The following is a 14668-nucleotide window of genomic DNA, read 5'->3' as shown; positions in this document are numbered from 1 at the left end:
CATCAGTCGGGGAATCTGTTGACTGACACTCTGCTATCGGGGCAAGCCCCCTCCCACATTTGGTACCCCATACCGTCTGTAGGAACGTGGAAACTTTCAGGCAAATATCGCAGTCATCCCATAACGGAGGTCAATCCACCCATCATTTACGGGAGCAAGCATGGCGGCGATTCATATCGGCATTTCCGGCTGGCGCTACACGCCCTGGCGCGGGGACTTCTACCCCGAGGGGCTGACCCAGAAACGCGAGCTGCAGTTTGCGTCACGTGCCGTCAACAGCATCGAAATCAACGGCTCGTTCTACGCGCTGCAAACCCCCAAGCGCTACGCCGAATGGTATGCCGATACGCCTGAGGGCTTTGTGTTCAGCGTCAAGGCGCCGCGCTATATCACCCATATTCTGCGCCTGCGGGAGGTTCACAAGCCGATGGCGAATTTCTTCGCCTCCGGGGTATTGGAGTTGAAGGAAAAACTCGGCCCCATCCTTTGGCAGTTCCCACCCAGTTTCAAGTTCGACGCCGCGCTGTTTGAAACCTTCCTTGCCGAACTACCCACCGACACCCATCAGGCCGCCGCCCTGGCCCGCCAACATGAGTCACGCCTGAACGGCAAGGCCAGCATGAAAGCCTACGCCAAGAAGCCGTTGCGCCATGCGGTGGAGATTCGCCACAAGAGTTTTGCCGTGCCGGAGTTTGTGCAGATGCTGGACAAGCACGGCGTCGCTCTGGTGGTTGCGGACACCGCCGGCAAGTGGCCATATCTCGAAGACGTCACCGCCAATTTCATGTACTTGCGCTTGCACGGCGACAAGCAGTTGTATGCCAGTGGCTATAGCGCCGAAGCGCTAAAGCGCTGGGGCGATCGCATCGAGCGCTGGGCCCATGGCAAGCAACCTGCGGACGCGCACCTCGTCGCTCCCCAGCATAAGCCTCGCGTCCGTAAACAGCGCGACGTGTTCTGCTTTTTCGACAACGACATCAAGGTACGTGCGCCCTTCGATGCACGCCAATTGCTGCAGCGTTTCGAACTGGACAAGCACCTGGCCACCGAGCCCGGCAAGTTGCCGGAACCCGGAGTATTGCCATGACCCATCCCGAGTTGATCCCGATCACACCAACCACCGCCATCACCCGCTTCACTGTGCTGACGGTCAATATCCACAAGGGCTTCACGGCCCTGAATCGGCGCTTCATCTTGCCCGAACTGCGTGAAGCGGTGCGTAGCGTGGGCGCCGACATGGTGTTCCTGCAGGAAATTCACGGCACCCACGAACGTCATCCCCAGCGCTACAGCGACTGGCCGAAAATGCCGCAGTACGAATTCCTCGCCGACAGCATCTGGCCGCAGTTTGCCTACGGTCGCAATGCGGTCTACCCCCATGGCGACCACGGCAATGCGCTGCTGTCGAAATTCCAGATCATTCGCTACGACAACCTCGATATTTCCCAAAGCGGCCACGAAAACCGTGGCCTGCTGCATTGCGTGCTGCGCTTGCCGGGTGGCGAGCGCGAGATACATGCGATCTGCATCCACCTGGGCTTGCGCGAGGTGCATCGCCAGCAGCAATTGCGTTTGCTGGAGCAGCGCATACGCGAGATCCCGGCCGATGCGCCGTTGGTGGTCGCCGGTGATTTCAACGACTGGCGCCAGAAGGCCGACCTGAGCCAAAGCGGCCTCCAAGAGGTGTTTGTCCATGCCCATGGCAGGCCGGCACGCACCTTTCCGGCGCGCCTGCCATTGCTGCCTCTGGATCGCATCTATGTGCGCAACCTGACGATCCATAATCCCCGCGTGCTCACCACGCGGCCCTGGTCTCACCTGTCAGACCATGTGCCCCTGTCGGTGGAGATTGAGCTATGAACGTTGCGGTAGAGCATATCGCCACCGACCAGCCGCCGGACGACAGCAAGGCGCGCGACCTGGATTACGGCTGGCAGAGCGGCAACCGTGTGGAGTTGCTGGAAAATGGCGAGGCCTACTTTCCCGCCGTGTTCGACGCCTTGCGCGGCGCCCAGCGCGAAATCCTGCTGGAGACCTTCATCCTGTTTGAAGACAAGGTTGGCCACGAGCTGCAAGGCATCCTTATCGAAGCGGCGCAGCGCGGGGTGAAAGTGGTGGTCAGCCTCGATGGCTTTGGTTGCGGCGAGCTGAGCCCGGCCTTTCTCAGCGAATTGGCCGAGGCTGGCGTGATGGTGCAGATGTTCGACCCAGCCTCCAAGACCTTGGGCATTCGCACCAACTGGTTCAGACGCCTGCATCGCAAGATCGTGGTAGTGGACGCCAACGTGGCGTTTATCGGGGGGATCAATTTTTCCGCCGACCACTTGGCGGACTTCGGCCCCGAGGCCAAGCAGGATTATTCAGTGCAGGTGATCGGCCCAGCCGTGGCTGACCTGCACCACTTCGCCCTGGCCCAAAGTGGCCGCCAGGTGCGCAGCCGTCGTGGCTGGCGACGGCGCCAGCAACGGCCTTCACCCTGGACCGACGAACAAGGTGACGGCCTGGTGCGCCTGATTTATCGCGACAATATCCAGCACCGCGACGACATCGAGGACGCGTACATCCACGCCTTGAGCCAGGCCCGGCAGCGCGTAGTGATCGCCAACGCGTACTTCTTCCCCGGCTATCGCCTGCTGCGCGAGATTCGTAACGCGGCGCGCCGTGGCGTACATGTGCAATTGATCATGCAGGGCCAGCCCGATGTGCTGCTGGCCAAGCTGGCGGCGCGCATGCTCTACGACTATCTGCTCAAGGATGGCGTGGTAATTCACGAATACTGCCAACGCCCGTTGCACGGCAAGGTTGCGCTGGTGGACGACGAATGGAGCACCGTGGGCTCCAGCAACCTCGACCCGCTGAGCCTGGCATTGAACCTGGAAGCCAATGTGCTGATTCGCGACCGAGCCTTCAATCAGCAACTGTACGAAAGCCTGGAAACACTCGCCAGCAATCATTGCCAGACCATTCCCGCAAAGCGCAAGCCGCGCCTGTGGCTCTGGCGCCTGACCGTGGGGTTCCTGGTGTTCCATGTGATGCGCCACTTCCCTGCGCTGACCGGCTGGTTGCCAGCGCACAAGCCGCGCCTGAAACCTTTTGAGAGTAGGCCCCATGACGCCTGAAACCAGCGGTTCGCGGTTCAAGCGCTGGAAGAAACCGCTGACGATTGCGTTCTTCCTGCTGCTGATCGTGCTGTTCACCCTGCTCGCCCGGCGTATCGACTGGAGCGAAGTGTTCCAGACCCTGAGCGACTTCAAGCTGCGCACGCTGCTCATTGCTGGCGCACTGACCTTGTGCAGTTTTATCGTCTACGCCTGTTTCGACCTGATCGGCCGCACCTACATTCGCCAGCCGCTGCGCTGGAAGCAGATCCTGCCGGTGGGCATCATCAGTTACGCGTTCAACCTCAACCTCAGCGCCTGGGTAGGCGGCATCGCCATGCGCTATCGCCTGTATTCCCGACTGGGCGTGAGCACCAGCAATATCGCCAAGATCCTCGGCCTGAGCCTGGCCACCAATTGGTTTGGCTATATGGCTCTGGCCGGGGTGGTGTTCAGCAGCGGGCTGGTTACCATGCCGCCCGGCTGGAAGCTCAGCAGTGGCGCCTTGCAAGGTGTCGGCGTGTTGTTGGTAGTCGCGAGCCTTGGGTATCTGGCGGCATGCCGGTTTTCGAAAAAACGCGCATGGTCGATCCGTGGCGTCGAGATCAACCTGCCGTCGCTGCGCATGGCCTGCCTGCAACTGGCCCTGGGCGCCTTGAACTGGTCGCTGATGGCAGCGGTGATTTTTACCCTGCTGCCGGCCAAACTGGATTACCCGCTGGTGTTGGGGGTGCTGCTGATCAGCGCGATTGCCGGCGTGGTCACTCATATACCTGCCGGGCTTGGGGTGTTAGAGGCAGTGTTTATCGGCCTGCTGCAACACGAGGCGTCGCGAGGGAGTTTACTGGCAGGGCTGATCGCGTATCGGGCGATTTATTTTATCTGCCCGCTGCTGATTGCGTTGGTGATGTACCTGGGCGTGGAAGCCAAGGCCAAGGCCCTGCGGGTGAAGAAAACACCCGCTTAGCGCGTCAGCGGGATTGAATGATGCTTAACCGCTCGCCCACCACCATCTCGGTAATCCAGTCCACCAGGATTGAGGTGTAGGCCTGTTGCGACACCGGGTCACTCAGGGAATGGTCGGCACCATCGATGATGCGGTGGGTCAGGGAGTGAGTCTGCTGGCACGCCGCACGATAGCTCATGATGGTGGCGTGGGGCACATGATCGTCGGTTTCCGATTCGACGATCAGCACATCGCCAGTAAATTGTGCACAGGCATGCAGGGCACGGTTGGTCTCGGCATGCACGAGGGTGCCGCGGTAATCCATCAAGTCGACTTTATCCAAGTCACGCTTGGGCTTGAGCCATTCCTGGTCGCGGTACAGCGCGGGCACCCGCAGCGCCAGCCAACGCACTGGGCGTAACGAGGTGAGGATGGCCGCCAGGTAGCCGCCATAGCTGGTGCCAACCACCGCCACCGCCGAGGTGTCGATAGCCGGGTGAGACAGCAGGCGGTCGTAGGCGGCCAGCAGGTCACGCAGGTTGTCTTCACGGGTAACGCGGGATAAGGGAATGCCGGTGCCGGCGTGGCCGCGCAGGTCGAAGGTCAGGCATACGCAGCCCAGGCCAGCAATGCCTTTGGCTCGCTCGAGGTCGCGCTCCTGGCTACCCCCCCAGCCGTGCACGAATAACACGCCAGGCACTTTGGATTTAGGGCTGAGAAATGTCCCGCTCATCTGTTCGTCGTCTATATCGATGGTGATGCTCTCGCTTCTAGCCGTCATAAGGTTTAACCGTCACATACTTAAGAAGAAAGTCGCTGTTTTCTGCCGGGCCTCGGTACACCTCGATGGCATCCGCCGGCAGTGCTTGCTCCACATAGGTTTCCACCGAGGACACACGAATAGCCTTTAGGCCCGGATTGTTGATGAAGCTCTGCAGCGCCGCGACTTCCGCGCTGCTGGCCCCGCCCATGCGCCAGGATTGCTCGAGTACGCCACTGCGGCGTTGGCCGTCGTTGTCCAGGCCCTGGGCAATGTCGTAGTTGCGCCGCGAGGCGTAGAAGCCCGGGTAGGCTTCGTCGGCAGCGTTGTCGAACACTTGCGCTTGCTCGATGGCTTCACGCACATCCTCTGGCAAGTCCAGGTTGAGCAGGTCTTCGTAGTAGCCGGGGACGACCAATAGGTTGGAGCCGCCGTAAACCTCTTCGCCCTGCCCGTCCTGAGTGAGGTACTGCTTGCCGCAGTAGCTGAATACGTGATCGCCGATAAAGCTCTGGCCCACACTGTGGGTGACCACGTCGTGCAGGTCCTGTTCCAGCACCACGCCCTCGCTGAACATCTTGCTCGCTTCTGGACGCGCCAAGATTGCGTCGAATTCATCGAGGCTGTGGATAACTTCCTGACCACGTCCGGCACAGGCGTGCACCGGTTTCAGGCGGATCGGCCCGCTGTAGAGCAGGCGCGTGGCGGCGGGTCTTGCGTCTTCAAGACTGAACACGCTCAGCCCATCCAACACCACGTTACGCACGCGCTGGCAGAATAGCGGCGACCAACCTTCAGGCGCTTTTGCCTCAGGGCTCAGCAGGCCGTGGCTGATAGCTTTGGTGCAGATGAAATCGTGATCGACATAACCGCCCCACAAATCTTCGGGCCCCTTGATATTGAGTTCACGCGCTTGAGCGGGCCCAACCAGAGTTTGTGTAGGTAAAAGATACAGATCACGCCCGGCGTGCAAATCGGAGTCGTAACTGCCACCGAACTTGAGTCCCAGGATCTGCGCCAGCCAGCGAGCCAAGGCGCGGTTGGTTTCAACTTCATGCTGCGGCGCGCCCTCTCGCGTTGAGTGTGCAACCACCAGCTTCTTGCAATTCGTTGGGGTCATGCGTTCCCCTTGGCTATCCCGTCCATATGTGTAGCAAGGAGGGTGCATGGATCAGGCCAACGCACGGCTAATAAGGATGGGCGTTAAATCAATCAGTTGCGGGAAAAGTGATGGCCGTTAGCCTGTTTTATTCTGCACGACACGCGTTACACCACACTGCGTTCTGCACGATTCAAACACCAAATCGGTTGCGGTAATCACTGGGGGCCAGGCCAGTGATCTTCTTGAAAATCGCTCGAAAAGCGCTGGGGTCCTGATAACCCACGGTCCAGGCAATGTGGTCGATGGTACCGTTAGTGAACTCCAGCATTTGTCGCGCCTTGCCTACCCGCAGGTGCTGACAATACTCGGTGGGCTTTAACCCGGTCGCAGTGCGAAAACGCCGCAGAAACGTGCGCTCTTCAAGGTTCGCCTCCCGTGCCATCGCCGCCACGCCGACATCCACCGCGCCACTGGCTTGCAGCCAATGCTGGACCTTGAGGATCGCACTGTCGCCGTGCCTGAGAATCGGCGCAAAATTGCTGCCGCACTGGCTGGCGCTGTCGCTGTGTTCGATCACCAGAAACCGCGCCGTGTCAGCCGCGATGCTTGGGCCCATCAGCCGGTCGACCAGGCGCAGGCCCAGCTCTGACCAGGCCATCAGCCCAGCGGTGGTGATCAGGTCGCCGTCATCGACGATGGGTTTATCCGCTTCCAGGCGCACTGCCGGGTAATGGGCCGCGAAGGTTTTCGCGGATGACCAGTGGGCGGTGGCGCTGCGCCCGTCCAACAGGCCGCTGCGCGCCAGCATGATCGAGCCGATGCACACACCGCCGAGCACCGTGCCGGCGGCATGCTGCTGGCGGATCCACTCCAGCAGCGCCGGCGGCGCCTGGTCTTCGGTGAACTCGCCAATCGATGGGGGCACCAGCACGGCCATCATCGATTGATCCGCGCCTGGGTGGCTGTCGAACACGCGCGCAGGCGTACCGTGGGCATCCACCTGCCAGTGGCTGACCCGCAACAGCGGCAGTTGCCCGGTACGATGCTCGGCGGCGATGCGATTAGCCACCCCGAACAGGTCGGTCAGGCCATGCACCGCCGCCATTTGCGCCCCCTGGTAGATCAACACCCCCAGCTCGACGGTCCCGCGTTCCACGGCCATTGTCAGTTTTCCCCCTGTTATTGTCGGTGCAGCCAATCCTCGGCCTGATCGCCAGCTAAGATACTAGGCCCATCAACCCATCACGAGGCAATACACATGGCCAAGCAGGCGCTCATCCTAATCGATATCCAGAACGACTACTTCCCCCAGGGCAAGTGGCCCCTCGACGGTGTGGAAGCCGCGGCGGACAAGGCGGCGCAAGTGCTACAGGCGTTTCGCCAGGCCGGCGATGCAGTGATTCATGTTCGGCATGAATTCGAAGGCGCCGACGCACCGTTCTTTACACCGGGCTCCGAAGGCGCGCATTTGCATGCCAAGGTGTTGAACGAGGGCGATGAACCGGTCGTGCTCAAGCACTTCGTGAATGCGTTTCGCCAAACCAACCTGCGCACTTTGTTGGAACAGCGCAGCATCACCGAGGTGGTGGTAGTCGGCAGCATGAGCCATATGTGCGTGGATGCGGTGGTGCGGGCGGCGGCGGACCTTGGTTACAAAGTCACGGTGATCCATGACGCGTGTGCCACTCGCGATCAGGAATTCAACGGGCAGGTCATCCCGGCGGCTCAGGTGCAAGGGGCATACATGGCGGCCCTGGCCTTCGGCTATGCGGGCGTGGTGTCGGCGGATGAATTCTTGAAGGCGCAAGCGGCGGCCGCGTGACCGCCCCCCCGGGTCGATGGCTTTAGCGTGTAGCAATGATGAACAGGCGCGGAAATGGCAGCAATACAGTGCCATCGGCCAGGGCCGGGTAGGCCTGGGTGATTCGCGCCTGATATGCCTGCAGGAAAGCGGCTTTTTCATCACTGCTTAACGGCGCGAGAAAGGGCCGCAATGCCGACGCCTTGAACCACTCCACTACCGCCGCGTGATCCGCCAGCGGGTGCTGATAAGTGGTGCGCCACACATCCACGGCACTGCAATGCTTGCTCAGCAGTTCGTAATAGTAGCTCGCGGTGTGCCGCTCATTGTGTTTGACCGCACCGATCTTTGCGGACCATGGACCGTCGGCCGCGACTTCGCGGGCCAGCCGATGAGCAGGTTCGTCAAGGTTATCGGGTGTTTGCACCGCCAGCGTGCCGCCTGGGTTCAGTTGGTTGACCAAGTGCGGGTAGAGCGTGGCGTGGTCGGGCAGCCATTGCAGCGAGGCATTGGCCAGGATCACATCGAAACTCTGTGCCGGACTCCAGGCGCCGATATCTGCAAGCTCGAAGTTCAGCGCCGGCAGGCGCTTGCGCGCATCGGCCAACATGTCATCGGAGCTGTCCATGCCGGTCACCTGCGCCTCGGGGAAGCGTTCGGCCAGCACTTCAGTGGAGTTGCCCGGCCCACACCCCAAGTCAACGGCTGTGCGCACGTCAGGTGTGGGAATGGCCGCGACCAGGTCACGGACGGGGCGAGTGCGCTGCTGTTCGAACAGCGTGTATTGCTTGGCAGACCAGGTCATCGCAGTTTTCCTTGTTCTAGAGATGAACGACAGCCTAAAACTTGAGAGGCATGAGGACAAATAGCCGAATTGATCGCCGCCCCTGTTAAAAGCCTGTCCGTGAGCGGAAAACTCGGCGCTGTCTCCACACGCCTGCGCCGGTACAGACTAGAATTATTATCGACCCGAACAGGTTGAGTCTTCTTAGGGTCATCAACTCAACGCCAGCGTAGTGTCCACGGACGATTTTTCTGGCCTCCATCAGCCAAAAATTATCCACGCTTCAATGGAGCTGAGCCATGGCCTATTTGAAAACTCGCGAAGGTAACGATCTTTACTACAAGGACTGGGGCAGTGGTCAGCCCGTTGTGTTTTGCCACGGCTGGCCGCTGAACAGCGACAGTTGGGAGTCTCAAATGCTGCACTTCGCCAACCATGGTTTTCGTGCCATTGCGCATGACCGCCGCGGGCATGGCCGATCAAGTCAACCGTGGGCCGGCAATGACATGGATCACTACGCAGATGATTTGGCGCAACTGATCGAGCACTTGGATCTGAACGCCGTGATTCTCTTCGGTTTTTCCACCGGGGGCGGGGAAGTGGCACGCTATATCGCACGGCACGGCACTGCACGCGTGGCCAAGGCAGGGTTGATCTGCGCCGTGACGCCCTTGATGTTAAAAACCCCCAGTAATCCGCAGGGGACGCCGATAGATGTTTTCGACGGCCTGCGCGCCGACTCCATTGCCAACCGTTCGCAGCTCTATCTTGACCTCGCAAGCGGACCATTCTTTGGATTCAACCGAACAGGGGTCGAGCCGTCGCCAGGCTTGATCAATTCGTTTTGGATGCAAGGCGTAATGGGAGGGCACAAAAATACGTTTGACAGTATCGAGGCTTTTTCGGAGACCGACTTCAGGGATGATCTGAAGTACTTCAACATCCCCACGCTGATCATCCATGGAGGCGACGATCAAATTGTACCGATCCAAGCTTCGGCCTTGGAGAGCAAGCGCTTGATCCCACACGCCCAACTGCTGGTATACACAGGCGCCCCTCATGGGTTGACCGACACGCACAAGGAGCGAGCCAATCAAGATATGTTGCGCTTTGCGCAATTATAGTCGGCAGCAGTACACAAAAAAACGCGCTGCCTTAGGCAGCGCGTTCTTTTGCAGCTAGTCGCTTCGATGTGGCCTAGAACGGAATATCGTCATCAAAACTGTCGAAATCCTGGGCCGGTTGCGGCGCCGCCTGTTGTGGCGCTGGGCGCGATTCACGCTGTGGCTGCTGGGCTGGCTGCGGACGCGACTGCTGTGGACGCGGTGCCGAGTTGGACATGCCGCCCTGACCTTGTTGGTCGCCCTGTGGACGGCCACCCAGCAGCTGCATGGTGCCTTGCATGTCGACCACGATTTCGGTGGTGTAGCGCTTGATACCGTCTTTTTCCCACTCGCGGGTTTGCAGTTTGCCTTCGATGTAGACCTGCGAACCTTTGCGCAGGTACTCACCGGCGATCTCAGCGACCTTGCCGAACATCGACACGCGGTGCCATTCGGTTTTCTCGACCTTCTGGCCGGTCTGCTTGTCGGTCCACTGTTCGCTGGTCGCCAGACTCAGGTTGGTCACGGCATTACCGTTAGGCAAGTAGCGAACTTCGGGATCCTGGCCGCAAGTACCGACCAATATGACTTTGTTAACCCCACGGGCCATAACGTTCTCCTAGGCTGGGCGCGCTGTCGGCACTGGGTTGACCAGTTGCTCGAGCGTCGCGCGATCCAATAATTCGGTGTCCAATTTGATGTAAATGGCCGCTTCTTCAGCGACCACGACTGCATCCGTTACCCCTACGACGGCCTTCAGGCGCTCTACCAGGCCGACTTCGCGGATCGCCTCGGGCGATAGCGGCAAACGCAGGCTTGTGACGTAGGGAGGTTCGCGCATGGTAACAGCAAAGACCAGCCAAAGTGCAGCCAGCCCGGCGCATCCTAGGAAGACAACCGACAAACCGCCATGCTGGAACATCCAGCCCCCCATGATGCCGCCCAGCGCAGAGCCGAGGAACTGGCTGGTGGAATACACCCCCATGGCCGTGCCCTTGCCACCGGCCGGTGAAACCTTACTGATCAACGACGGCAGCGAGGCCTCCAGCAGGTTGAACGCGGTGAAGAACACCACGGTACCGATGACCAGTGCTCGCAAGCTATCGCCGAACTTCCAGAAGAATAGCTCAGTGAGCAGCAGCGTCGCGACGGCACCGAGCAGAACTCGTTTCATTTTGCGTTTCTTCTCGCCATAGATGATGAACGGGATCATGGCGAAGAACGAAATCAGCAGCGCGGTAAGGTATACCCACCAATGCTGCTCCTTGGGCAGGCCGGCTTTTTCCACCAGGGCCAGGGGCAAGGCGACGAAGCTGCACATCAACATGGCGTGCAACACGAAGATACCCAAATCCAGGCGCAGCAGGTCTGGGTGTTTGAGCGTGGGCAGCAACGCCTGGCGGGCGACACCGGATTCACGATGGGCCAGCGTGCCAGTAGAGCTCGGCACCATAAAGGCCACGATCACGATACCGAACAACGCCATGCCTCCAGTGGCCAGGAATAGCCCGTGCAAGCCAAACGCACGGGTCAGCAAAGGGCCGATCACCATGGCCACGGCGAACGACAGGCCGATGGTCATGCCGATCATGGCCATGGCCTTGGTGCGGTGCTGTTCACGGGTCAGGTCCGACAGCAAGGCCATGACCGCAGCGGAAATCGCGCCCGCGCCCTGCAGGATGCGCCCGGCGATCACGCCCCAGATCGAGTCGGATTGGGCCGCGAGCAGGCTGCCGAGGGCGAACACGATCAAGCCGAGGTAAATCACCGGGCGGCGACCAATGCGGTCGGAAATGATCCCGAACGGAATCTGGAAAATCGCTTGGGTCAGGCCATAGGCGCCAATCGCCAGGCCGATCAAAGCGGGGGTCGCGCCTGCGAGATCCATTCCATAGGTCGCCAGTACCGGCAACACCATAAACATGCCCAGCATACGGAAGGCGAACACCAGGGCCAGACCGCTTGCCGCTCGGGTCTCGCCGCTACTCATGCGTTCGCTGTGGGGATCGTGCATGGAAAAACCTCGTGTGAACCGGCGGCGATTCTACCAGTCCCATCGATTGAGAGGGTATATGCGGCGCTTTGCCGCGCAGCTTTCATGTAAGGCTGCAAGCGGCCTTTTGACAGTGTATATTCATCCAGTCTTTAGCCGTATACTCCGGCATTATTTACGCCCGCCGTGCGAGGCCATCTTGGACAAGATCCTGATTCGTGGGGCTAGAACCCACAACCTGAAGAACATCGACCTGACCCTGCCCCGGGACAAACTGATCGTCATCACCGGTTTGTCCGGCTCCGGCAAGTCGTCCCTGGCGTTCGACACGCTGTATGCCGAAGGTCAGCGTCGTTATGTGGAATCGCTGTCGGCCTATGCCCGGCAGTTCCTGTCGATGATGGAAAAGCCCGACGTCGACACCATCGAAGGCCTGTCGCCGGCGATTTCCATCGAGCAGAAGTCGACCTCCCACAACCCGCGTTCCACCGTGGGCACCATTACCGAGATCTACGACTACCTGCGCCTGCTGTACGCGCGGGTTGGTATTCCGCGTTGCCCGGACCACGACATTCCTCTGGAAGCCCAGACCGTCAGCCAAATGGTCGACCTGGTGCTGGCCCAGCCGGAAGGCGCCAAGCTGATGCTGCTGGCGCCCGTTATCCGCGAGCGCAAAGGCGAACACCTTTCGGTCTTCGAAGAGCTTCGGGCCCAAGGCTTCGTACGCGCACGCATCAACGGCAAGCTTTATGAGCTGGATGAAGCGCCGAAGCTCGACAAGCAGAAAAAGCATTCGATCGATGTGGTGGTCGACCGCTTCAAGGTCCGCGCCGACTTGCAGCAGCGTTTGGCGGAATCCTTCGAGACCGCGCTGAAGCTGGCCGATGGCATTGCCTTGGTAGCACCCATGGATGACGAGCCGGGCGAAGAGATCATCTTCTCCGCGCGCTTCGCCTGCCCGATCTGTGGCCATGCCATCAGCGAGCTGGAACCCAAGCTGTTTTCCTTCAACAACCCGGCCGGCGCCTGCCCGACGTGCGATGGCCTGGGCGTGAAGCAGTTTTTCGATATCAAGCGCCTGGTCAATGGCGACCTGACCCTGGCCGAGGGGGCGATACGTGGCTGGGACAGGCGTAACGTCTACTACTTCCAGATGCTCGGGTCGTTGGCGTCCCACTACAAGTTCAGCCTGGAAGTGCCGTTCAACCAACTGCCGGCCGACCAGCAGAAGGTCATTCTCCACGGCAGCGGTTCGCAGAACGTCGACTTCAAGTACCTGAACGACCGCGGCGATATCGTCAAGCGCTCGCACCCGTTCGAAGGCATCGTGCCGAACCTGGAGCGCCGCTACCGCGAAACCGAATCGGCGAGCGTGCGTGAAGAACTGGCTAAATTCCTCAGCACCCAGCCTTGCCCGGATTGCCGTGGCACGCGCCTGCGCCGTGAAGCACGACACGTATGGGTAGGCGAGAAAACCCTGCCGGCGGTGACCAATCTACCGATTGGCGATGCGTGCGAATATTTTGGCGTGCTCAAGCTGACCGGGCGTCGCGGGGAGATTGCCGACAAGATCCTCAAGGAGATTCGCGAGCGGTTGCAGTTCCTGGTCAACGTCGGCCTGGACTACCTGTCTCTGGATCGCAGCGCCGATACCTTGTCGGGTGGTGAAGCACAGCGGATCCGCTTGGCCAGCCAGATTGGTGCGGGCCTGGTAGGCGTGCTGTATATCCTCGACGAGCCTTCGATTGGGTTGCACCAGCGGGATAACGATCGCCTGCTGGGTACGTTGAAACACCTGCGGGATATCGGCAACACCGTGATTGTGGTCGAGCACGATGAAGACGCTATCCGGCTGGCAGATTATGTGGTCGATATCGGCCCAGGTGCTGGCGTGCATGGCGGACATATCGTTGCCGAGGGCACGCCTGCCGAAGTAATGGCCCACCCCGATTCGTTGACCGGCAAGTATTTGTCTGGCCGGGTGAAGATCGAAGTACCTGCCAAGCGTACTCCGCGTAACAAGAAAATGGCGCTGCATCTTAAAGGCGCGCGCGGGAACAACCTGCGCAATGTCGACCTGGAGATTCCGCTGGGCCTGCTGACCTGCGTGACCGGTGTTTCCGGCTCGGGCAAGTCGACGCTGATCAACAACACGTTGTTCCCATTGAGTGCCACCGCCCTGAACGGCGCGACCACCCTGGAAGCGGCTGCCCATGACAGTATCAAGGGCCTGGAACACCTGGACAAGGTGGTCGATATTGACCAGAGCCCGATCGGCCGCACACCGCGTTCCAACCCGGCGACCTACACCGGGTTGTTTACACCGATTCGCGAGCTGTTTGCTGGCGTTCCGGAGTCCCGTTCGCGGGGGTATGGGCCTGGCCGGTTCTCGTTCAACGTCAAGGGCGGGCGCTGTGAAGCATGCCAGGGCGACGGCCTGATCAAGGTAGAGATGCACTTCCTGCCGGACATCTACGTGCCGTGCGACGTGTGCAAGAGTAAGCGCTACAACCGCGAGACCCTGGAGATCAAGTACAAGGGCAAAAGCATCCACGAAACCCTCGAGATGACCATCGAGGAAGCCCGGGTATTCTTCGACGCGGTACCGGCACTGGCGCGTAAGCTGCAGACGTTGATGGATGTGGGCCTGTCGTATATCAAGCTGGGGCAATCGGCGACCACCTTATCGGGGGGCGAGGCGCAGCGGGTCAAGTTGTCTCGCGAACTGTCCAAGCGCGATACCGGCAAGACCCTATACATCCTCGATGAGCCGACCACCGGACTGCACTTCGCGGATATCCAGCAACTGCTGGACGTACTGCATCGCCTTCGCGACCACGGCAATACCGTGGTGGTGATCGAGCACAACCTCGATGTAATCAAGACCGCTGACTGGTTGGTGGACCTGGGGCCGGAAGGTGGCTCCAAGGGTGGCCAGATCATCGCCGTGGGCACACCGGAGCAAGTCTCCGAGATGTCGCAGTCACACACGGGTTATTACTTGAAGCCGTTGTTGGCGCGCGACCGGGCCTGATTTTCAGGCCCCAATAAAAAGCCCCTGTCACGTTGCGGTGACAGGGG

At 60.2% G+C, this 14668-nt stretch carries 13 protein-coding genes; 7 read left to right on the top strand and 6 right to left on the bottom strand.

What is annotated here, in order from left to right:
- Nucleotides 1-160 precede the first annotated feature (160 nt).
- From KVH01_RS28235 to KVH01_RS28220, 4 genes are read left to right on the top strand one after another with little or no spacing between them, the layout of a single operon-like run.
- Entirely contained in the window at nt 161-1087 is a 927-nt protein-coding gene (locus tag KVH01_RS28235) for a DUF72 domain-containing protein (protein WP_217883676.1), read from the top strand.
- On the top strand, nt 1084-1860 hold the full coding sequence (locus tag KVH01_RS28230; protein ID WP_217883675.1) for an endonuclease/exonuclease/phosphatase family protein: 777 nt from the start codon (nt 1084-1086) through the stop codon (nt 1858-1860). The genes KVH01_RS28235 and KVH01_RS28230 overlap by 4 nt, the downstream gene beginning before the upstream one ends.
- Nucleotides 1857-3119, top strand: a complete 1263-nt coding sequence (clsB, locus tag KVH01_RS28225; protein WP_217883674.1) for a cardiolipin synthase ClsB — start codon at nt 1857-1859, stop codon at nt 3117-3119. Before KVH01_RS28230 ends, clsB begins: the two co-directional genes overlap by 4 nt.
- Entirely contained in the window at nt 3109-4065 is a 957-nt protein-coding gene (locus KVH01_RS28220; protein ID WP_217883673.1) for a lysylphosphatidylglycerol synthase domain-containing protein, read from the top strand. The genes clsB and KVH01_RS28220 overlap by 11 nt, the downstream gene beginning before the upstream one ends.
- A 4-nt stretch (nt 4066-4069) precedes the next feature.
- Here KVH01_RS28220 and KVH01_RS28215 read toward each other — a convergent pair whose 3' ends face one another.
- The 3 genes from KVH01_RS28215 to KVH01_RS28205 form a co-directional block, all read right to left on the bottom strand.
- Nucleotides 4070-4825 (bottom strand): alpha/beta hydrolase family protein, encoded by a 756-nt coding sequence (locus KVH01_RS28215; RefSeq protein WP_124379631.1) that lies wholly within the window; start codon nt 4823-4825, stop codon nt 4070-4072.
- On the bottom strand, nt 4815-5924 hold the full coding sequence (locus tag KVH01_RS28210; protein ID WP_217883672.1) for a DUF3182 family protein: 1110 nt from the start codon (nt 5922-5924) through the stop codon (nt 4815-4817). Before KVH01_RS28210 ends, KVH01_RS28215 begins: the two co-directional genes overlap by 11 nt.
- Before the next feature lie 172 nt (nt 5925-6096).
- Nucleotides 6097-7068 (bottom strand): GlxA family transcriptional regulator, encoded by a 972-nt coding sequence (locus tag KVH01_RS28205; protein WP_217883671.1) that lies wholly within the window; start codon nt 7066-7068, stop codon nt 6097-6099.
- Between the two features lie 96 nt (nt 7069-7164).
- On the opposite strand from KVH01_RS28205, the gene KVH01_RS28200 reads away from it, so the two are divergent.
- On the top strand, nt 7165-7728 hold the full coding sequence (locus KVH01_RS28200; RefSeq protein WP_217883670.1) for a cysteine hydrolase family protein: 564 nt from the start codon (nt 7165-7167) through the stop codon (nt 7726-7728).
- Nucleotides 7729-7750: 22 nt separating this feature from the next.
- Here KVH01_RS28200 and tam read toward each other — a convergent pair whose 3' ends face one another.
- A complete protein-coding gene (tam, locus tag KVH01_RS28195; RefSeq protein ID WP_217883669.1) occupies nt 7751-8512 on the bottom strand; it encodes a trans-aconitate 2-methyltransferase in 762 nt (253 codons plus the stop codon).
- Nucleotides 8513-8790: 278 nt separating this feature from the next.
- On the opposite strand from tam, the gene KVH01_RS28190 reads away from it, so the two are divergent.
- Entirely contained in the window at nt 8791-9615 is an 825-nt protein-coding gene (locus KVH01_RS28190; RefSeq protein WP_124402061.1) for an alpha/beta fold hydrolase, read from the top strand.
- Nucleotides 9616-9688: 73 nt separating this feature from the next.
- On the opposite strand, the gene KVH01_RS28185 is transcribed toward KVH01_RS28190, so the two are convergent.
- Together KVH01_RS28185 and KVH01_RS28180 are read right to left on the bottom strand one after the other, a co-directional pair.
- Entirely contained in the window at nt 9689-10204 is a 516-nt protein-coding gene (locus KVH01_RS28185) for a single-stranded DNA-binding protein (RefSeq protein WP_043050064.1), read from the bottom strand.
- Between the two features lie 9 nt (nt 10205-10213).
- On the bottom strand, nt 10214-11608 hold the full coding sequence (locus tag KVH01_RS28180; protein ID WP_217883668.1) for an MFS transporter: 1395 nt from the start codon (nt 11606-11608) through the stop codon (nt 10214-10216).
- A gap of 178 nt (nt 11609-11786) precedes the next feature.
- Between KVH01_RS28180 and uvrA the strand changes: the two genes are divergently transcribed.
- Entirely contained in the window at nt 11787-14621 is a 2835-nt protein-coding gene (uvrA, locus tag KVH01_RS28175) for an excinuclease ABC subunit UvrA (protein WP_043050066.1), read from the top strand.
- Nucleotides 14622-14668 lie beyond the last annotated feature (47 nt).

The sequence above is a fragment of the Pseudomonas khavaziana genome (assembly GCF_019145205.1).
GTDB lineage: Bacteria > Pseudomonadota > Gammaproteobacteria > Pseudomonadales > Pseudomonadaceae > Aquipseudomonas > Aquipseudomonas khavaziana.
Note: the sequence above shows the minus strand (reverse complement) of the source record. Positions and strands in the feature narration are given on the sequence as shown.

What these genes read in the sequence shown, in the direction of transcription:
- KVH01_RS28235 (WP_217883676.1), top strand. Translation starts at nt 161, where the DNA reads ATGGCGGCGATTCATATCGGCATTTCCGGCTGGCGCTACACGCCCTGG.
- KVH01_RS28230 (WP_217883675.1), top strand. Translation starts at nt 1,084, where the DNA reads ATGACCCATCCCGAGTTGATCCCGATCACACCAACCACCGCCATCACC.
- clsB (WP_217883674.1), top strand. Translation starts at nt 1,857, where the DNA reads ATGAACGTTGCGGTAGAGCATATCGCCACCGACCAGCCGCCGGACGAC.
- KVH01_RS28220 (WP_217883673.1), top strand. Translation starts at nt 3,109, where the DNA reads ATGACGCCTGAAACCAGCGGTTCGCGGTTCAAGCGCTGGAAGAAACCG.
- KVH01_RS28215 (WP_124379631.1), bottom strand. Translation starts at nt 4,825, where the DNA reads ATGACGGCTAGAAGCGAGAGCATCACCATCGATATAGACGACGAACAG.
- KVH01_RS28210 (WP_217883672.1), bottom strand. Translation starts at nt 5,924, where the DNA reads ATGACCCCAACGAATTGCAAGAAGCTGGTGGTTGCACACTCAACGCGA.
- KVH01_RS28205 (WP_217883671.1), bottom strand. Translation starts at nt 7,068, where the DNA reads ATGGCCGTGGAACGCGGGACCGTCGAGCTGGGGGTGTTGATCTACCAG.
- KVH01_RS28200 (WP_217883670.1), top strand. Translation starts at nt 7,165, where the DNA reads ATGGCCAAGCAGGCGCTCATCCTAATCGATATCCAGAACGACTACTTC.
- tam (WP_217883669.1), bottom strand. Translation starts at nt 8,512, where the DNA reads ATGACCTGGTCTGCCAAGCAATACACGCTGTTCGAACAGCAGCGCACT.
- KVH01_RS28190 (WP_124402061.1), top strand. Translation starts at nt 8,791, where the DNA reads ATGGCCTATTTGAAAACTCGCGAAGGTAACGATCTTTACTACAAGGAC.
- KVH01_RS28185 (WP_043050064.1), bottom strand. Translation starts at nt 10,204, where the DNA reads ATGGCCCGTGGGGTTAACAAAGTCATATTGGTCGGTACTTGCGGCCAG.
- KVH01_RS28180 (WP_217883668.1), bottom strand. Translation starts at nt 11,608, where the DNA reads ATGCACGATCCCCACAGCGAACGCATGAGTAGCGGCGAGACCCGAGCG.